This window comes from Actinomadura sp. 9N407 (assembly GCF_044326315.1).
In the GTDB taxonomy this organism is placed as follows: domain Bacteria; phylum Actinomycetota; class Actinomycetes; order Streptosporangiales; family Streptosporangiaceae; genus Spirillospora.
In genome coordinates this window covers 109,772-125,377 of record NZ_JBIRAW010000007.1, presented here as the reverse complement: position 1 = coordinate 125,377, position 15,606 = coordinate 109,772, and the positions used below count along the sequence as shown (strand labels likewise).

The window sequence follows — 15,606 nt, the reverse complement described above, 5'->3', positions numbered from 1 at the left end:
GATCGCCTTGAGCACATGCCGGTCCCGGGCAGGATCGGTGAGCACCGGGATCAATGTCGTCCCGATCACGGTCGTGTCGATCACGGTCGCCTCGATCACGCTGCCCGGCTACCGGCGACCAACATGATGGGGAAATCGAAATAGGTGCTGGGGTAGGGCTCGTCTCTCAGCGTGTAATGCCACCACTCGCACTCGTATCGATCGAAGCCGGAGTCCTCCATGATGGAGGACAGATACCGACGGTTCGCGGCCTCGGCGTCCGTGATCCCCTTTGCCCCATGATGTGAGACCGGGTCCATCAGGTCATGGTCGCCGCCCATGCGTGCGAGTTCGCCGGTCGCGAGGTGATAGAGGGTCAGGTCGACGGTACTGCCTCGACTGTGGCCCGATTTGGCCGCCACATAGCCCTGCTCGAACATCTCCGTTCTGTCGATGTTCGGGTAGTGCCGCTGCTTCTTCCGGCCATCCTCCGGTTGCCTTGACCAGCGCAAGAAGCAGTCCACGGCACGTTGAGGCCGGTAGCCGTCCCAAAGCAGCAGGCCGAAGCCGAGGGACGCGGCCTGCTCTTGGGCTCGTCCCAGGGCCGCGCACAGGGCGGTCGTGCCGACGATTCGATTCGCCAGATAGCCGTCCACCGGCTTGCCGGTGAAGTTGCTCCAGGTCGCGTATTTGGCATCCCAGCGAATGCCGGGAACCAGCTCGTCCACGAACGCGAAATCGTCGTTCATCGCTTCACTCCGTGCAGTGCCAGTGACACGAGCCGGTCGATGACCTCGGACAGCGACAGTCCTGCCGCCGCCATCATCCTGGGATAGCGGCTGTACGAAGTCAGACCGGGCAGGGTGTTGACCTCGTTGAGGACCACCTGCCCGTCATCGGTGAGGAACACATCCACGCGGGCGAGCCCCGTGCAACCCAGGATGCGGTAGATGGTCTTGGCGGTCTTCTGAACGAGTCGGCGGGCCTCTTCGGAGATGTCGGCGGGAACGATGAACGTCGAGTTCTCCGAGCCGGTCTCGGGTGAGTCCTCCTGGTGGATTCGGAAGAAGCCATGAGACAGGGCGACGCGATCCACCTCGCCTGCGATCAGGTCCGGATCGGTGCCCAGGATGGCGCATCCGACCTCCCTGCCGTCCACCGCCTCCTCGATCAGCACTTTCGTGTCGTACCGGCCCGCGGTCTCCAGCGCGCTCGGCAGCTCGTCTTCTCGGGTGACTTTGCTCACGCCGAACGAGGAACCCGAGCGGGCCGGCTTCACGAAGACGGGATAAGTGAGCCGGCCGGGGTCGACCTTCTCGTCCGGCGTCACGATCCAGAACTTCGGCGTGGCGATTCCCGCGCCGCTCGCGACGGTGTAGGCCAGGGACTTGTCCATGCACACGGCGGAGCTCTGGACATCGCAGCCGACATAGGGGATGCCGGAGAGCTCCAGCAGGCCCTGGATCGCTCCGTCCTCGCCGAGGCTGCCATGGAGCACGGGGAAGACCAGATCGAGGCGGATCGCTTCGTATCGTCCTCGTTCCAGGACGAGCAGCCCGTGGACGGTTCGGTCCGGCGACAGCATGGCGGGGCGGGAGTCACCGTTCTCCCAATCCGCGTCAGGACCGTCGCAGAGTTTCCAAACACCGTCTGCCGTGATGCCGATCCAGAAGGGTTCGTACTTCTCGGTGTCGAGGTTCTCCGCGACCTCACGCGCGGACTTGACGGAGACCGGATGTTCTTCGGAGGCACCGCCGAAGATGATTCCGACCTTCAACCTATCCACGGTGGTTCTCGCTTTCGAAGTTCAGGCAGTTGAGGAGGGTGTTCTCGACCGTGTCGGCCAGGGCATGGTCGGTGTAGTAGGCGGTATGCGGACTGATGACCACGTTCGGCAGGCTTTGCAGCCGCAACAGCGCCCTGCTTTTGATGGGCTTGTTCCGGCAGTCGGAGTAGAAGATTCCTTCCTCGCCTTCGATCACGTCCAGCGCCGCTCCGCTCAATCGCCCGCTCTCCAACGCCCGCAGGAGTGACGCGGTATCGACCAGTGGCCCGCGGCCGGTGTTGACGATGAACGCGCCGTGCTTCATCCGCTCGATGCGTCGGCGGTCGAGGAGATGGTGCGTGTCCGCGGTCAGCGGGGTATGGAGCGTCACGATGTCGCTCTGCCTGAGCAACTCATCGAGCGGAACGTAGTCGGCGGAGGCCTTCGCACTGCTGTCATGGGCCAGGATGCGACAGCCGAAAGCCCGCAGCCGGTCAATGACCGCGGTGCCGATGCGTCCCGTTCCGACCACTCCAACGGTCTGGTCGCGCAACTCTCTGCCGCGCACGTCGCTCAGTCGGTAATCATGCATGTCGGCACGGCGAATGACGGATTTCGCATCGCGCACGGCCATCAGCATCATCATCAGCGTGTAGTCCGCCACGCTGTCGGGCGAGTAGGCGACGTTGCCGACGGCAATGCCGACACCCGCCGCGTAGTTCACGTCGATGTGGTTGTAGCCAATGCTTCTCGTGGAGATGTACTCCACACCGGCCCTGCTAAGCGCGAGCAGCGCGAGATTCGCGACAGGGGTCTTGTGGCCGATGCTGATGCATCGGTTTCCGACCGCCGATTCGATGTTGGCTTCGGATACCGCCGCCTCGATGATCGTTGGCCGTACGCCATGGCGAGGCGCCATCTCTCGCAACAGAAGGGCCTCGTCCCGGCCGCATCCGTAGAAGGTGATTCCCGTGGTCGGGGCGGACGGTGAGGTCGCGGACGCCGGCGACCGGGTGCGGCTGACCGTGGTACGTGCTGGTGCGCTGTAGCTCATGCCCCCCAGTCAAGAGAGCGTCGCGTTGCCAGCACGTATCCGGTTTTCGATATGCCGACGATATGCCCGATGGATCAGGTCTCACCGAGCCTGTCGGCGTGCGGAGTCCGCTACTCCAGTTCGACAGCTCCGAGGCCCCCGGGGGGGGCACTGAGCGAGGCTCAGCCCACGTCCTCGGCGAGCATCAGCCACTCCTCTTCGACCTGCTCGGCCTCGGCCTGGACCTGCTTGAGCTTGCCGTCCAGCTCCTGGAGCTTGGCGTAGTCGGTGGCGTGCGCGGCCAGCCTCTCGTGCAGGTCGGTCGCCTGCTTGGCCAGCTTCTCGAGCCGCCGTTCGAGCTTGTCGAGCTCCTTGCGGGACTTCCAGTCCTGCCCGCCGCCCTTCGCCTGCCCACCGCCCTTAGCCTGCGCCGCCTTGGAGCCCGCGGCCTTGGGCGCCGTGACGGCGCCCGCCGTGGTGCCGGCCGCCGCGACGGTACGGGTCGGAGCGTTGCCCTCGGACCGGCGCTGCAGGTACTCCTCGACACCACCGGGCAGCATCGACACCTGCCCGTCGCCGAGCAGGGCCACGACATGGTCGGTGACCCGCTCCAGGAAGTAGCGGTCGTGGCTGACCACGATCAGCGTGCCGGGCCAGCCGTCGAGCAGGTCCTCGACCTCGGTGAGCGTCTCGATGTCGAGGTCGTTGGTGGGCTCGTCCAGCATCAGCACGTTGGGCTCGCCCATCAGCAGCCGCAGCAACTGGAGCCGGCGCCGCTCGCCGCCGGACAGGTCGCCGATCGGGGTCCACTGCCGGTCGCTGCGGAAGCCGAGCCGTTCGAGCAGCTGGCCGGCGGTCCAGTCGCGCTTGCCGACGGTGATCCGGTTCTTGATCTCCTCGACCGACTCCAGCACCCGGCGGGCCGGATCGAGCTCCTCCAGGTCCTGCGACAGGTGGGCCGGCTTCACGGTCTTGCCGCGGATCACCCGGCCCGCCTCGGGACCGATGGAGCCCTCCAGCAGCCGCAGCAGGGTGCTCTTGCCGCTGCCGTTCACCCCGACCAGGCCGATCCGGTCGCCAGGACCCAGCCGCCAGGTCAGATGCTCGAAGATCTTGCGGTCGCCGACCTCGACGGTCGCGTCCTCGACCTCGTACACGGTCTTGCCGAGCCGGGCGGTGGCGAACCGGGTCAGCTCGACCGCGTCGCGCAGCGGCGGCTCATCGGCGATCAGCTCCTGCGCCGCGTCCACCCGGAACTTGGGCTTGGACGTGCGGGCCCGCGGGCCGCGGCGCAGCCAGGCCAGCTCCTTGCGCAGCAGGTTCTGCCGCTTGGACTCGGTGGCGGCGGCGATCCGGTCGCGCTCGGCCTTGGCCAGCACGTACGCCGAGTAGCCGCCCTCGTAGCGCTCCACCCGGCCGTCGACGACCTCCCAGGTGCGCTCGGTCACCTCGTCCAGGAACCAGCGGTCGTGCGTGACGATCAGCAGCGCGACCCGGCGGGCCCTCAGATGCCGGGCCAGCCAGTCGATGGCCTCGAGGTCGAGATGGTTGGTGGGCTCGTCCAGCATGACCAGGTCGGTGTCGGCCACCAGCAGCCGGGCCAGCGCGACCCGGCGCCGCTCACCGCCCGACATGGCGGCGACCGGGGCGTCCAGGTCGAGGTCGGCGAGCAGGCCGGCGAGGACGTCGCGGGCACGGGCGTCGCCCGCCCACTCGTGCTCCTGCCGGTCGCCGAGCACGATGCCGCGTACGGTCGCGCCCTCGGGGAACGCGTCGCGCTGGGTCAGGTAGCCCAGCCGCAGCCCGCGGGCATGGGTGACCCGTCCCGCGTCCGGCTCGGTGGCTCGGGCGAGGATCTCCACGAGGGTGCTCTTGCCGCCGCCGTTGCGGCCGACGACGCCGACCCGGTCGCCCTCGTCGAGGCCGAGGGAGACCGCGTCGAGCAGCGGCTCGGGGCCGTAGGCCTTGGTGACGTTCTCAACATTGATCAGATTCACGACCCTCCCAGGCTAATGCCCTTCGGGAACGGCCGTGCCCGGCGGGGCTCACATGCCCGGGCCGCCTCCAGGGCCGTGCTGGCCACCGTACGGGCCACCGGGCGGGCCGGGAGGCGGCCCGTACTCCTGCCCAGGCGGCGGACCCTGCGGCGGGCCGTACTCCTGCCCGGGCGGCGGACCCTGCGGCGGCCCGTACTGCTGCCCGGGCGGCGGGCCCTGCGGCGGGCCCTTCTTGCCGCTCTTGTTCATGACGACGGCGACGACGACCACCACGGCCAGCGCCGCCACCAGGACGATCACCAGGAGTGCGACGATGACCAGCAGGGAACTCATGACCGGTGTCTCCGTTCGATGGGGGCTTGCGGACGGGCGGGACCGGCCCGTACGGGGCAGGTGATCTGCGGTCAGATGATCACGGCGCCGGGGACGGGGCCGTGCGCGGGCAGCGCCTCGCGGACGGTGTCCGCGCCCGCCAGCGCCGCCGCCAGATCCGCCGCGTGCTCGGCGGACTCGGTCAGGAACGCGCAGGTGGGCCCGGAGCCCGAGACCAGCGAGCCGAGGGCGCCCAGATCCCGTCCGGCGGTGAGGGTACGGCGCAGCGAGGGCCGCAGTTCCAGCGCGGCGGCCTGCAGATCGTTGGTCAGGGCGGCACCGAGGCCCTTGGCGTCCCCGGTGGCCAGGGCCGTCATCAGCTCTTCCGATACCTCGGGCAGCCCGGGCGGCTCCGCCTGCTCACCGTTCGCCTCGCGGAGCCGGTCGCACTCGGCGTAGACCACCGGAGTGGACAGCCCGCCGCCGGCAGTGGCGAAGACCCAGTGGAAGGTGCCGCGAGTGAGCGCGGGAGTGAGCCGCTCCCCCCGCCCCAGGCCGACCGCCGTCCCGCCCAGGAGCGCGAACGGTACGTCGCTGCCCAGGACGGCGCCGAGCTCCAGCAGGTCGTCGCGGCCCAGCAGCGGGTCCTCGCGGTCGTCCCACAGCCGCGCGCAGGCGACCAGGGCGGCGGCGGCGTCGGCGCTGCCGCCCGCCATCCCGCCCGCGACCGGGATCGCCTTGCGGATCCGCAGCGCGGCCTCCGGCTCGACGCCGAGGTGCTCGGCCACCAGCAGCGCCGCCCGTACGGCGAGGTTGTCGGCGTCGAGCGGGACGCCGCCGACCGCCACGGCCGAGCCGGGCGCGGCCTCGACCGTCACCGTCAGGCGCGCGGCCGGAGTGGCCGTCACCTCGTCGGCGAGGGAGACGGCGTGGAAGACGTTGACGAGGTCGTGGTACCCGTCGTCGCGAAGCGGCCCCACGCTGAGCTGGAGGTTGACCTTCGCCGGCACGCGTACGGTCACTGAGGTCACGTCACGGAAGCGTAGGGGACCCGGCCCCCGGCCCGCACTCCGGGTCGCGCCAGGCTCTACCCGCCGCTGGTGACGGGCAGGTTGCGCGGGTTGAAGTACGGCGTGGTCGCCAGTTCCCGGAGCGCGGAGACGGCCTGCTGGTCGCCGGACACCGCGTACGCGCGGCGCTGGTCCCTCGGCTCGCTCGCCCGCTCGTCGGAGTTGAAGTAGACCACCGCCTTCACCTGCGGGTCCTGCAGGGTCTCGGCGGCCTTGCGGAGCCACTCGGCGCGCCGCGGACCGTACGAGCGCGGCACCCCGAACTCCGCGATCATGATCGGCTTGGGCCGGTCGTCGGCCCAGTCCAGGAAAGGCTTCAGGGTGTCCGACAGGTCCTGGTAGTCGTTGCCGCCGCCCGGCTGGGCGTCCGCGCAGATCCAGTCGACCTGGTCGTCACCGGGATAGTACGCGGGCGCGTTGCGGGCGCCGAAGCCCCCGGCGGTCGGGCACCAGACCCAGGCCACGTTGTCGACCCGCTCCGCCTTGAAGACCGCCCGCAGGTGCCTCCAGGCGGCGATGAAGTCCTTGCCGCTGTGCACCCGGCCCTCCAGGCTCGCCTTCTCCATGTCGGGAGACCAGCGCAGGAAGATCGGCTTGCCGGTGGCCTTGATCTGCCGGGCGCGTTCCCTGACCAGCTCGTCGTGCTCGCCGGACACGATCTCCTTGGTGTCGGCGCCCGCCCAGGTCAGCAGCAGGTAGCGGTCCCCGGCGTCGAGCAGCGCGGCGTCCTCGCGGCTCGGGAACTTGGACTTCCAGCTGCGGTAGCTCTGCACGATGTCCAGCTGCCGGCCGAGGTCCTGCTCGAAGCCCCGTACCGGCTCGGGCGCCGGCCGTCCCGTGGGCGACCCGGAAGCGGAGGGTGTCCCGGAGGCAGAGGGCGTCTCAGAAGCAGAGGGCGTCTCAGAAGCAGAGGGCGTCTCAGAAGCAGAGGGCGTCTCAGAAGCGGACGGCGTCGCTGAGGCCGTGGGCGACCCTGAGGGCGAGGGCCTGCGGTCCGACGGCTTCGCCTTGGGCTCGTCCCGCTCCGGCGCCCAGGCGCCGAAATAGGCGCCCTTGGCGGGCGGTACCGGAGCCACACCCGGCCGGGCCGTGGTCGTGATCTTCGGCGTCGCGCCCGCGCCGTTACTGCAGGCCGCCGCCAGCAGCAGTACCGCCAGCGCCGCCGCGGGCCCCTTGGCCCGCGCCGTCCGCGAACGCCCCTTCACCATGGTCCTCCGCCTCGTTCCGGTCCAGCACGCCCCCAGGACGATACTGGGCGATCCGGGCGAAGGCGGCCACGTCCAGCGCTTCTCCCCGCGCCTTTGGATCAACATCGGCGGCGCGCAGCGCCCGTTCCGCCGCCGCGGGCGAGCCCGCCCAGCCCGCCAGCGCCGCGCGCAGGGTCTTGCGGCGCTGCGCGAACGCGGCGTCCACCACGGCGAACACCTCCTTGCGTGAGGCGCTCGTGGCCGGCGGCTCGCCCCGGGTGAAGGCGACCAGGCCCGAATCGACGTTGGGCGCGGGCCAGAAGACCGCGCGTCCCACCCGCCCGGCCCGCCGCGCCTCCCCGTACCAGGCCAGCTTCACCGACGGCACGCCGTAGGTCTTGCTGCCCGGCGGCGCCACCATCCGGTCGGCGACCTCCGCCTGCACCATCACCAGCGCGCGGCGCAGCGAGGGCAGCGTGGCCAGCAGGTGCAGGACGACGGGGACCGCGACGTTGTACGGGAGGTTGGCGACCAGCGCGGTCGGCTCCGGCCCCGGCAGGTCCTCGATCCGCATCGCGTCCGCGACCACGACCTCCAGCCGCCCGGCCAGCTCGGGGGCGTGCGCCGCCACCGTCGCCGGCAGCTCGCCGGCCAGCACCGGATCGATCTCCACCGCGAGCACCCGCCGCACCTCGGGCAGTAGCGCCAGGGTCAGCGAGCCCAGCCCGGGGCCGACCTCGATGACCACATCGTCCGGCGCCACCTCGGCGGTACGGACGATGCGGCGCACGGTGTTGGCATCGATGACGAAGTTCTGGCCGAGCGACTTGGTCGGCCGGACTCCGAGCCGGGCCGCCAGCTCCCGAATGTCGGCGGGTCCGAGAAGTGCCTGTGCGTCCCCCACCCGTCCAGTGTCTCAGGTCCTGGGAGCCCGGCTAGCTGAACAGCCGGCTGCCGCAGTTGGGCCACTGCCCCTGCCAGCGCCCGTTGACCTTGTTGTAGAGCATCTGCGCGCGGTAGGTCTGCTCGCCCGGAGAGGCGTCGGACGGACGGCCCTTGCCGCCGACCGAGCCCCAGGTCTGCATCGAGAACTGGTAGAGCCCGTAGTACCCGGCCGGGTTGACGGCCTTGGGGTTGCCGCCGGACTCGCACTGCGCCAGGCCCGCCCAGTTGAGGCTCGCCGCCGAGCCGCTGCCCGCGCTCTTGGGACCGACCGCCAGGATCGTCGCGACCGGCTTGCGCTTGATCTTCTCGGCGAGCACGATCTTGACCTTCTTGCCGCGCCGCTTGGCATAGGCGGTCTTCACCAGCTTGAGGCCGGGCTTGCCCTTGCGCAGGACCTTCTCGCTGAACGGCGCGACCTTGGAGCTCTTCTTGCGGACGGTCGGCGCGGTCGTCTTCACGCTCCTGACGACCGGCTTGGACAGCAGCCGCACCACCTTGATCGTCTCGCCGGGCGGCGCCGTCCGCGGCGGGGCGACCAGATCGTACGGGCCGAGCGCGATCTTGGCCTCGGTCAGCACCTGGGCGACCGTGCCGCCGGCGCTCATGACCTCGCTCTTCTTCTTGTCCACCACGATCACGACCTTGCGCGGTGTGGGGCTCGGCTTGGGCGCGTCCGCCACCGGGGCGGTCTTGGGCGCCTTGGTCTCACCCCCGCATCCGGCGGCCAGGACGGCCACCATGAGCAGGGACAGCGCAGAGCGCGTGGGGGGTCGGCGCACCTTGGTTCCTCCATGGCTCACGAGGCTCTGGGTACGGCCCCGTGCAACGGCCAGACCTTAGAGCCCCGCGGGCACCTTTCGCCACCGCATCACCCGTTTTCGTCCCGGGCGCGATGTCACCGGGTGCAGTGTCACCAGGGCCGCGGACGCGCTCACCAAGCGCCGAAGGCGCGCTCTCCGTTGGCGCTGATGGCCGTGCAGAGCTCGGCCAGGTCGACGCCCTTGACCTCGGCCATGAAGCGGACGGTGTGCGGGATGAGGTACGAGGCGTTGGGCTTGCCCCGGTGCGGGAGCGGGGTGAGGAACGGCGCGTCGGTCTCGACCAGCAGCAGGTCGAGCGGCGCCGCCCGGAGGGCCTCGCGGAGGGGTTCGGCGTTCTTGAACGTGACATTTCCCGCGAAACTCATCAGGTAGCCGCGCTCGGCGCACACCTTGGCCATCGCGGCGTCGCCGGAGAAGCAGTGGAACACCACCCGCTCGGGCGCGCCCTCCTCCCGCAGGATGCGCAGCACGTCGTCGTGGGCCTCGCGGTCGTGGATGACCAGGGCCTTGCCGGTGCGCTTGGCGATGGCGATGTGGGCCCGGAACGAGCGGTGCTGGTCGTCCTTGGGCGCCCAGTCGCGGTAGTAGTCGAGCCCGGTCTCGCCGATCGCCCGCACCTTGGGATGGGCGGCCAGCGCCTCGATGTCGTGCAGCACCGCGTCGGTGATGCCGGTCGTGTCGTTGGGATGCATCGCCACGCCCGCGTACACGTTCTCGAACTCGTCGGCGGTCTCCACGGCGAACCGCGAGGACGGCAGGTCGCAGCCGATCGTGACGATCCGGGCGATCCCCGCCGCGCGGGCCGAGGCCAGCGCCTCGGTCACCGGCGTCTCGGCCATGTCGAGATGGCAGTGGCTGTCGAAGACGTCCACCGGAAGCCGCTCGGGCAGCGGCGGGAAGGACCGCGAGGCCTCCCCGCCGGCGCCCTTGTTCACTTGGTGTCCCCTGGGGTCTCGGTCTCCCCCGCCTTGGTCTCCTGCGCGGCCTCGGAGCCTCCCGTGCGCTCCTTGAGGCGGGCCAGCTCCTCGTCGACCACCGAGGCGTCCAGCTTCTTGAACAGCGGCACCGGCTTGGCCAGCGGCTGCCCTACCTTGATCGGACGGGACTCCCAGACGGCCTCGGTGTCGTAGTCGCCGGTCAGCACCGGGTAGTCGGGGCCGCCCTCTTCGGAGACCGTCTCCAGGCGCGGCATCCCGCTCCACACGCCCTCGCCGCCGAGCATCTCGTACACCTTCTGCGAGGACTCGGGCAGGAACGGGGTCAGCATCGACTTGGCGTCGTCCACGACCTGGAGCGCCACGTGCAGGATCGACTTGACCCGCTCGGGGTCGTCCTTGAGCTTCCAGGGCGCCTGGTCCGACAGGTAGCGGTTGGCGTCGCGGACCACGTCCAGCGCCTCGGTGATCCCGTTCTTGAACCGGGACCGCTGCAGCTCGGCGCCCACCGCGCCGAACGCGCCGCGGCTGCGCTCCAGCAGCGCGCGGTCGGCGTCGGTCAGGTCGCCGGCGGCGGGGATCGACCCGAAGTTCTTGGCGGCCATGTTGACCGAGCGGTTGACCAGGTTGCCCCAGGCCGCGACCAGCTCGTCGTTGTTGCGCCGCTGGAACTCCGACCAGGTGAAGTCGGTGTCCTGGTTCTCCGGGCCGGCGATCGCCACGTAGTAGCGCAGCGCGTCGACGTCGTACCGCTCCAGGAAGTCCTTCACGTAGATGACCACCTGGCGGGACGAGGAGAACTTGCGGCCCTCCATCGTCAGGAACTCCGAGGACACCACCTCGGTCGGCACGTTCAGCGCGCCGAGCGGGCCCGCCGTGCCGCCCTTGTCGCCCTGGCCGTTGTAGCCGAGCAGCATCGCCGGCCAGATCTCGGCGTGGAAGACGATGTTGTCCTTGCCCATGAAGTAGTACGACAGGGCTTCGGGGTCCTGCCACCAGGCGCGCCACGCCTCCGGGTCGCCCTGCCGGCGCGCCCACTCGACCGAGGCGGAGAAGTAGCCGATCACCGCGTCGAACCAGACGTACAGCTTCTTGGCCGGGTTGTCGCGCCAGCCCTCCAGCGGGATCGGCACCCCCCAGTCGAGGTCGCGGCTGATCGCCCGCGGCTGCAGGTCGTCCAGCAGGTTCAGCGAGAACTTCAGCACGTTGGGGCGCCAGTCGCCCTGCTTGCCGCGCAGGTAGCGGCCCAGGACCTCGGTGAACGCGGACAGGTCGAGCATGAAGTGCTCGGTCTCCACGAACTTCGGCTTCTCGCCGTTGATCCGGCTGACCGGGTTGATCAGGTCGACCGGGTCGAGCTGGTTGCCGCAGTTGTCGCACTGGTCGCCGCGCGCGCCGTCGTACCCGCAGATCGGGCAGGTGCCCTCGATGTAGCGGTCGGGCAGCGTGCGGCCGGTGGACGGCGAGATCGCGCCCATCGTGGTCTTGGGGAAGATGTAGCCGTTGTCGTACAGGCCCTTGAACAGCTGCTGGACCACGGCGTAATGGTTGCGCGTGGTGGTCCGGGTGAACAGGTCGTAGGACATGCCCAGGCCGAGCAGGTCCTCGGCGATCACCCGGTTGTAGCGGTCGGCCAGCTCGCGGGCGGTGACGCCCTCCTTGTCGGCCTGGACCTGGATCGGCGTGCCGTGCTCGTCGGTGCCGCTCACCATCAGGACCTTGTTGCCCGCCATCCGCTGGTAGCGGCTGAACATGTCGGCGGGCAGCGCGAATCCGGAGACGTGCCCGATGTGACGGGGCCCGTTGGCGTACGGCCATGCGGGCGCGGTGAGGATGTGTCGGCTCGACGAGGACATACCCCAAGACTAGAGGTCCCGCCAGGCCCGCTCGAACTCGTATCGGCGCCCGGGCAGGGCGTGCCTGCCGATACTCTGCGATTCGGACACCACTCTGATTCTGCACCCCATCCCACAGCGAGGTTGAGCGAGGCATGGCCCAGACCACGGTGCGCGAGCCGGCCGGCCAGGACGCCCCGACCCGCACCGGACGGGCCAGGACGCCCCTGCGCAAGCGCCGGGTGGTCTGGCTCTCGGCACTGGTCGCGGCGTGCGGTGTGCTGGCCCAGTGGGTGGTCAACCCGCCGCCGCTGTACTTCGACCCGTACTACGTGTGGCTGGGCGCCCGCGACTGGCCGGACATCGCGCTGGACCAGTGGCCGTTCAACGAGGTCCCCCACCAGGTGACCCGGCTCGGCCTGGTGCTGCCCGCGCGTGTCGTCCAGGAGCTGCTCGGTCCCGGCCAGGCCGCCTACTTCACGATCGCGGCGATCGGCGGCGCGCTGTTCTTCGTGGGCTGCTACCTGGCCGTACGGTCGCTGTTCGGCGATCTGGCCGGGGTGGCGGCGGCGCTGCTGCTGATCGTCCACCCGTTCTTCACCATGACGAACCCGTACGGGGTCGACGTCACCTGGTCGGCGGGGGCGGTGCTGCCCGACATGCCGGGCGCGGGGCTGTTCGCGTTCGGGATGGCGGCGCTTGTGGTGGCGTCCCGCCGTACGGGACGGGCGCAGACGCGCATGCTGGTGGCCGCGGGGCTCTGCTTCGGCTCGGCGTTCCTGGTCCGGGAGTTCCTGGCGTTCCTGTTCCTGGCCATCCCGATCTACCTGGCGCTGCTGCGGATCCCGTGGCGGCGGAACGTGACGGTCGGCGTCCCGATGGTCGCGATCCTGGCCGGCAACCTGACCCACAACTTCGTGGTGTGGGGCGATCCGCTGGCCGGGCTGATGTCCGCGGCGAGCCACGGCGGCGAGTCCCGCGACTACGTGACCCGGATGCTGGCGCTGCGCTCGTTCCTCCGGGCGATGCACGACTGGCATCCGATGGGCTGGGTCTTCGTCGCCGCGCTGGTGCTGACCATCGTCGGCTGGGTCGTGACCCGCGACCGCCGCCTCGCGCTGGTCCTGGTGTGGTTCTTCACCCTGTGCGTCCCGCTGACGCTGATGTCAGGGGTCATCGACCCGCACGACATCTCGCTGCGGGGCTGGCTGCTGCGGTACTGGTTCGCGATCTTCCCCGCGCTGCTGGCGGGCGGGTTCGGCTCTCTGATCCTGCTGGGCCGGCGAATCCCCAAAGACATGGTGGCCCGGTTCCGGCTCCGTACGGTCGTCGCGCCCGCCCTGGCCACGATGCTGGCCCTGGCCTACGCCGCCTCGGCCGTGAACACCGTCCCGTACCTGCCGCGCGACAAGGCCTGGAACGAGCTGCGCGTCCACCTTCAGGCCGATGGCGGCGACATGCCCGTCCTGTGGGCGGACCGGCGGCTGGCCCAGACGCTGACCTTCTACACCCGTTCCCCATGGGGCGACCCGGTCTGGAAGGGCCAGATCAAGGACTTCGAGCACTCCTCCACCAAGCTTCCAGAGGAGTCGTACGGCCGGCCCATGCTGTTCACCCGCTGGCGCGGCCAGGAGTCGCAGATCCTCGGCGGCTACCGTCCCAGCGCCGAGGCAGGGTGGCGCCAGATGTGGCGTTCCTCTGATGGCGTCCTGGAGATCTGGGGCCCCGCTGTGTCTTAACAGTCCCGGCTCAGGTGCTCGCCTGGCGGCTCGCACCTGACCGTGCCTTGTGCGAGCGCTGCATCGCTACGCGATCTGCCCGGTGAAGCTCGCCTCCGGCATCACTGCACCGTGCAGGTAACGCGCTCGCGTCGTTGGCCGGGGCTTGATCAAGAACCCGCGCGCCAGGCCACCCAGTCGCCCTCAGGGGAACGGCGGCTGTCGACGACCTTCCAGCCGTTCGGGGCGTCCTTCCAGCTGGCGGTGGCGGGCACGTTCTTCGGCCAGTGCAGCACCGCGAGGTCCACGTTCTGCGGCACCGGGGTCCAGCGGGCGTCGAACAGCGACCCCTTGCTGTCCCAGGCCCAGTAGAACAGGCTGAGCCGTACCGTCCAGGGGACGTTCCAGTCGACGGCGATCGAGCGCTGCGCCTCCAGGTCGGTCTTGCCGCGCAGGTCGGTGTACGCGGCGAGGTTCTGGCCGAGGGGACGCGAGATCTGGTTCGTGGCCGTGGTCACCGTGGCGATGTTCACGATGACCAGCAGGCCGACCAGGACCGCCGGGCCGTGCCGTGGCAGCCGGGCGGCGATCAGGCACAGGCCCAGCAGGACGAGCCCGGCGAGCGTGGCATGCCAGAGCTGGAACCGGGTCCAGTCCCAGGTCAGGAACGAGATCTCCGGGAAGTCGAAGAGCGTGTAGGTGTACTCGCTCAGCAGGTCGCCCGCGTACCACTGGACGACGCCTGCGGTGAGCACCGCCAGCGCCACCGTGGCGGCCGCGGCCCACAGCACCGTACGGAGGGTGGCGCGCAGCAGCACGGCCGCGCCGACCGCGAAGAGCACGGGCGTGATGCAGGCCAGGTAGCGGCCGTAGACGTAGTTGCCGATGCGGTACTCGACCGGCAGCGCCGCCGACGTCGCGAACGCGATGCCCGCGATGGCCGCCAGGACGGCCAGTGACAGCACGCGCAGCTTGGGCGCGGTGCCTCGCCGTACCGCCACGACCGCGATGGTGACCAGCCCGATGCCGGCCACGCCGCCGGTCGCGACGATCTGGTACCAGACCTGGCCGGTCCCCAGCGACAGCACCCAGCCGTAGCCGTCCACCGTGGTCAGCCGGCGCCCGAGGTTGCCCGACAGGTCGTTGTCGCCGCCCGGGTACAGGGCCGGCAGGAGCGTCCGGTTGAGCAGAACGCCCGCCCCCGCCACCGCCGCGGTCGCGGCGGCGGCGAGCGCGCTCTGCCGCAGGCTGAGCCATCGGCACGCGACGGCGGCCAGCATGATCCCGGCATGCACGATCAGCAGGATGGCGCCCCGGCTGTGCGAGGCGTACACGTACGCCACGACCATCCCGGCCGACGCCCCGTACAGCGCCACCCGCGATCGGGACGTGTCCGGCGGCGCGGTCAGCCAGGCGTGCGTCAGCAGCAGCCACCCGAAGATCGCGACCGGGAGGACGGCGTCGGTCAGCACGAACTGGGCGTAGAAGAGCACGCAGGGCAGCAGCGCGGTGACGTGCCCGACGGCGTACGACCAGTTCCGCGTCAGCTGCAGGCGGCGCAGCATCAGGTAGGCCAGGGGCAGCATCGCGGCGCTGATGAGCGCGTTGATGACCAGGCAGATCCGGTAGATGGTCACCGGCTCGTCGGCGATCCAGAACGCCGGGAGCAGCAGCAGCGCGTACCCGCCCCGGTAGACCGTGCCGTACGACATGTCGGCCTCGGGCCCGCCCGTCAGCACCCGGGCCGCGAACAGGTAGCCCGCCTCGTCGGGCGTGGCGACCGGCATCGTCTGCCCCGACGCCAGCCACAGCCGGACGGCCACCTGCGCGGCCCAGCCGATCAGCAGCAGGACGCCCCACCGGCCGAGACGCCGCCTCGTTCCGGCGGGAGCGGCACCCGACCCGGCGGAACGGGCCGCCTGCCGGGCAGCGGGAAGGGTCGCGGCCTGGGGATTCATCAGAGGCCGGTGTCCGGAGAACCGGCGGGCACGGGCGAGAGATCCATCAGC

The 15,606-nt window shown here is 70.4% G+C and carries 13 protein-coding genes; 1 reads left to right on the top strand and 12 read right to left on the bottom strand.

Annotated features, from left to right (window positions below):
• Positions 1 to 95: 95 nt before the first annotated feature.
• The 11 genes from vanX to metG form a co-directional block, all read right to left on the bottom strand.
• Positions 96 to 728, bottom strand: coding sequence for a D-Ala-D-Ala dipeptidase VanX (vanX, locus tag ACH34Q_RS13350; protein WP_395983180.1), 633 nt, complete (start codon positions 726 to 728; stop codon positions 96 to 98).
• Complete coding sequence (vanA, locus tag ACH34Q_RS13345) at positions 725 to 1,765, bottom strand: D-alanine--(R)-lactate ligase (protein WP_395983179.1); 1,041 nt, start codon at positions 1,763 to 1,765, stop codon at positions 725 to 727. Before vanA ends, vanX begins: the two co-directional genes overlap by 4 nt.
• Positions 1,758 to 2,798 carry a D-lactate dehydrogenase VanH gene (gene vanH, locus ACH34Q_RS13340; RefSeq protein ID WP_395983178.1) on the bottom strand — a complete coding sequence of 347 codons (1,041 nt, stop codon included), beginning with the start codon at positions 2,796 to 2,798 and terminating at the stop codon, positions 1,758 to 1,760. The genes vanA and vanH overlap by 8 nt, the downstream gene beginning before the upstream one ends.
• Before the next feature lie 161 nt (positions 2,799 to 2,959).
• Positions 2,960 to 4,774 (bottom strand): ABC-F family ATP-binding cassette domain-containing protein, encoded by a 1,815-nt coding sequence (locus ACH34Q_RS13335; RefSeq protein WP_395983177.1) that lies wholly within the window; start codon positions 4,772 to 4,774, stop codon positions 2,960 to 2,962.
• A gap of 48 nt (positions 4,775 to 4,822) precedes the next feature.
• Positions 4,823 to 5,107 (bottom strand): hypothetical protein, encoded by a 285-nt coding sequence (locus ACH34Q_RS13330; RefSeq protein WP_395983176.1) that lies wholly within the window; start codon positions 5,105 to 5,107, stop codon positions 4,823 to 4,825.
• Positions 5,108 to 5,178: 71 nt separating this feature from the next.
• Positions 5,179 to 6,108 carry a 4-(cytidine 5'-diphospho)-2-C-methyl-D-erythritol kinase gene (locus tag ACH34Q_RS13325; protein WP_395983366.1) on the bottom strand — a complete coding sequence of 310 codons (930 nt, stop codon included), beginning with the start codon at positions 6,106 to 6,108 and terminating at the stop codon, positions 5,179 to 5,181.
• 65 nt (positions 6,109 to 6,173) lie between these two features.
• A complete protein-coding gene (locus ACH34Q_RS13320; protein WP_395983175.1) occupies positions 6,174 to 7,364 on the bottom strand; it encodes a hypothetical protein in 1,191 nt (396 codons plus the stop codon).
• Positions 7,279 to 8,247, bottom strand: coding sequence for a 16S rRNA (adenine(1518)-N(6)/adenine(1519)-N(6))-dimethyltransferase RsmA (gene rsmA, locus ACH34Q_RS13315; protein WP_395983174.1), 969 nt, complete (start codon positions 8,245 to 8,247; stop codon positions 7,279 to 7,281). The genes ACH34Q_RS13320 and rsmA overlap by 86 nt, the downstream gene beginning before the upstream one ends.
• Before the next feature lie 31 nt (positions 8,248 to 8,278).
• The gene (locus ACH34Q_RS13310) at positions 8,279 to 9,067 is read right to left on the bottom strand and encodes a transglycosylase family protein (RefSeq protein WP_395983173.1); all 789 of its coding nucleotides are present in this window, start codon (positions 9,065 to 9,067) and stop codon (positions 8,279 to 8,281) included.
• A 152-nt stretch (positions 9,068 to 9,219) separates the two neighbouring features.
• Positions 9,220 to 10,044 carry a TatD family hydrolase gene (locus ACH34Q_RS13305; RefSeq protein WP_395983172.1) on the bottom strand — a complete coding sequence of 275 codons (825 nt, stop codon included), beginning with the start codon at positions 10,042 to 10,044 and terminating at the stop codon, positions 9,220 to 9,222.
• On the bottom strand, positions 10,041 to 11,900 hold the full coding sequence (gene metG / locus ACH34Q_RS13300) for a methionine--tRNA ligase (protein ID WP_395983171.1): 1,860 nt from the start codon (positions 11,898 to 11,900) through the stop codon (positions 10,041 to 10,043). Before metG ends, ACH34Q_RS13305 begins: the two co-directional genes overlap by 4 nt.
• A 134-nt stretch (positions 11,901 to 12,034) precedes the next feature.
• On the opposite strand from metG, the gene ACH34Q_RS13295 reads away from it, so the two are divergent.
• Positions 12,035 to 13,618: a glycosyltransferase family 39 protein gene (locus tag ACH34Q_RS13295; RefSeq protein ID WP_395983170.1), complete on the top strand. Its 1,584-nt coding sequence runs from the start codon at positions 12,035 to 12,037 to the stop codon at positions 13,616 to 13,618.
• Positions 13,619 to 13,767: 149 nt separating this feature from the next.
• Here the strand turns inward: ACH34Q_RS13295 and ACH34Q_RS13290 are convergent, their stop codons facing one another.
• Positions 13,768 to 15,555 (bottom strand): hypothetical protein, encoded by a 1,788-nt coding sequence (locus ACH34Q_RS13290; protein WP_395983169.1) that lies wholly within the window; start codon positions 15,553 to 15,555, stop codon positions 13,768 to 13,770.
• Positions 15,556 to 15,606: the final 51 nt, after the last annotated feature.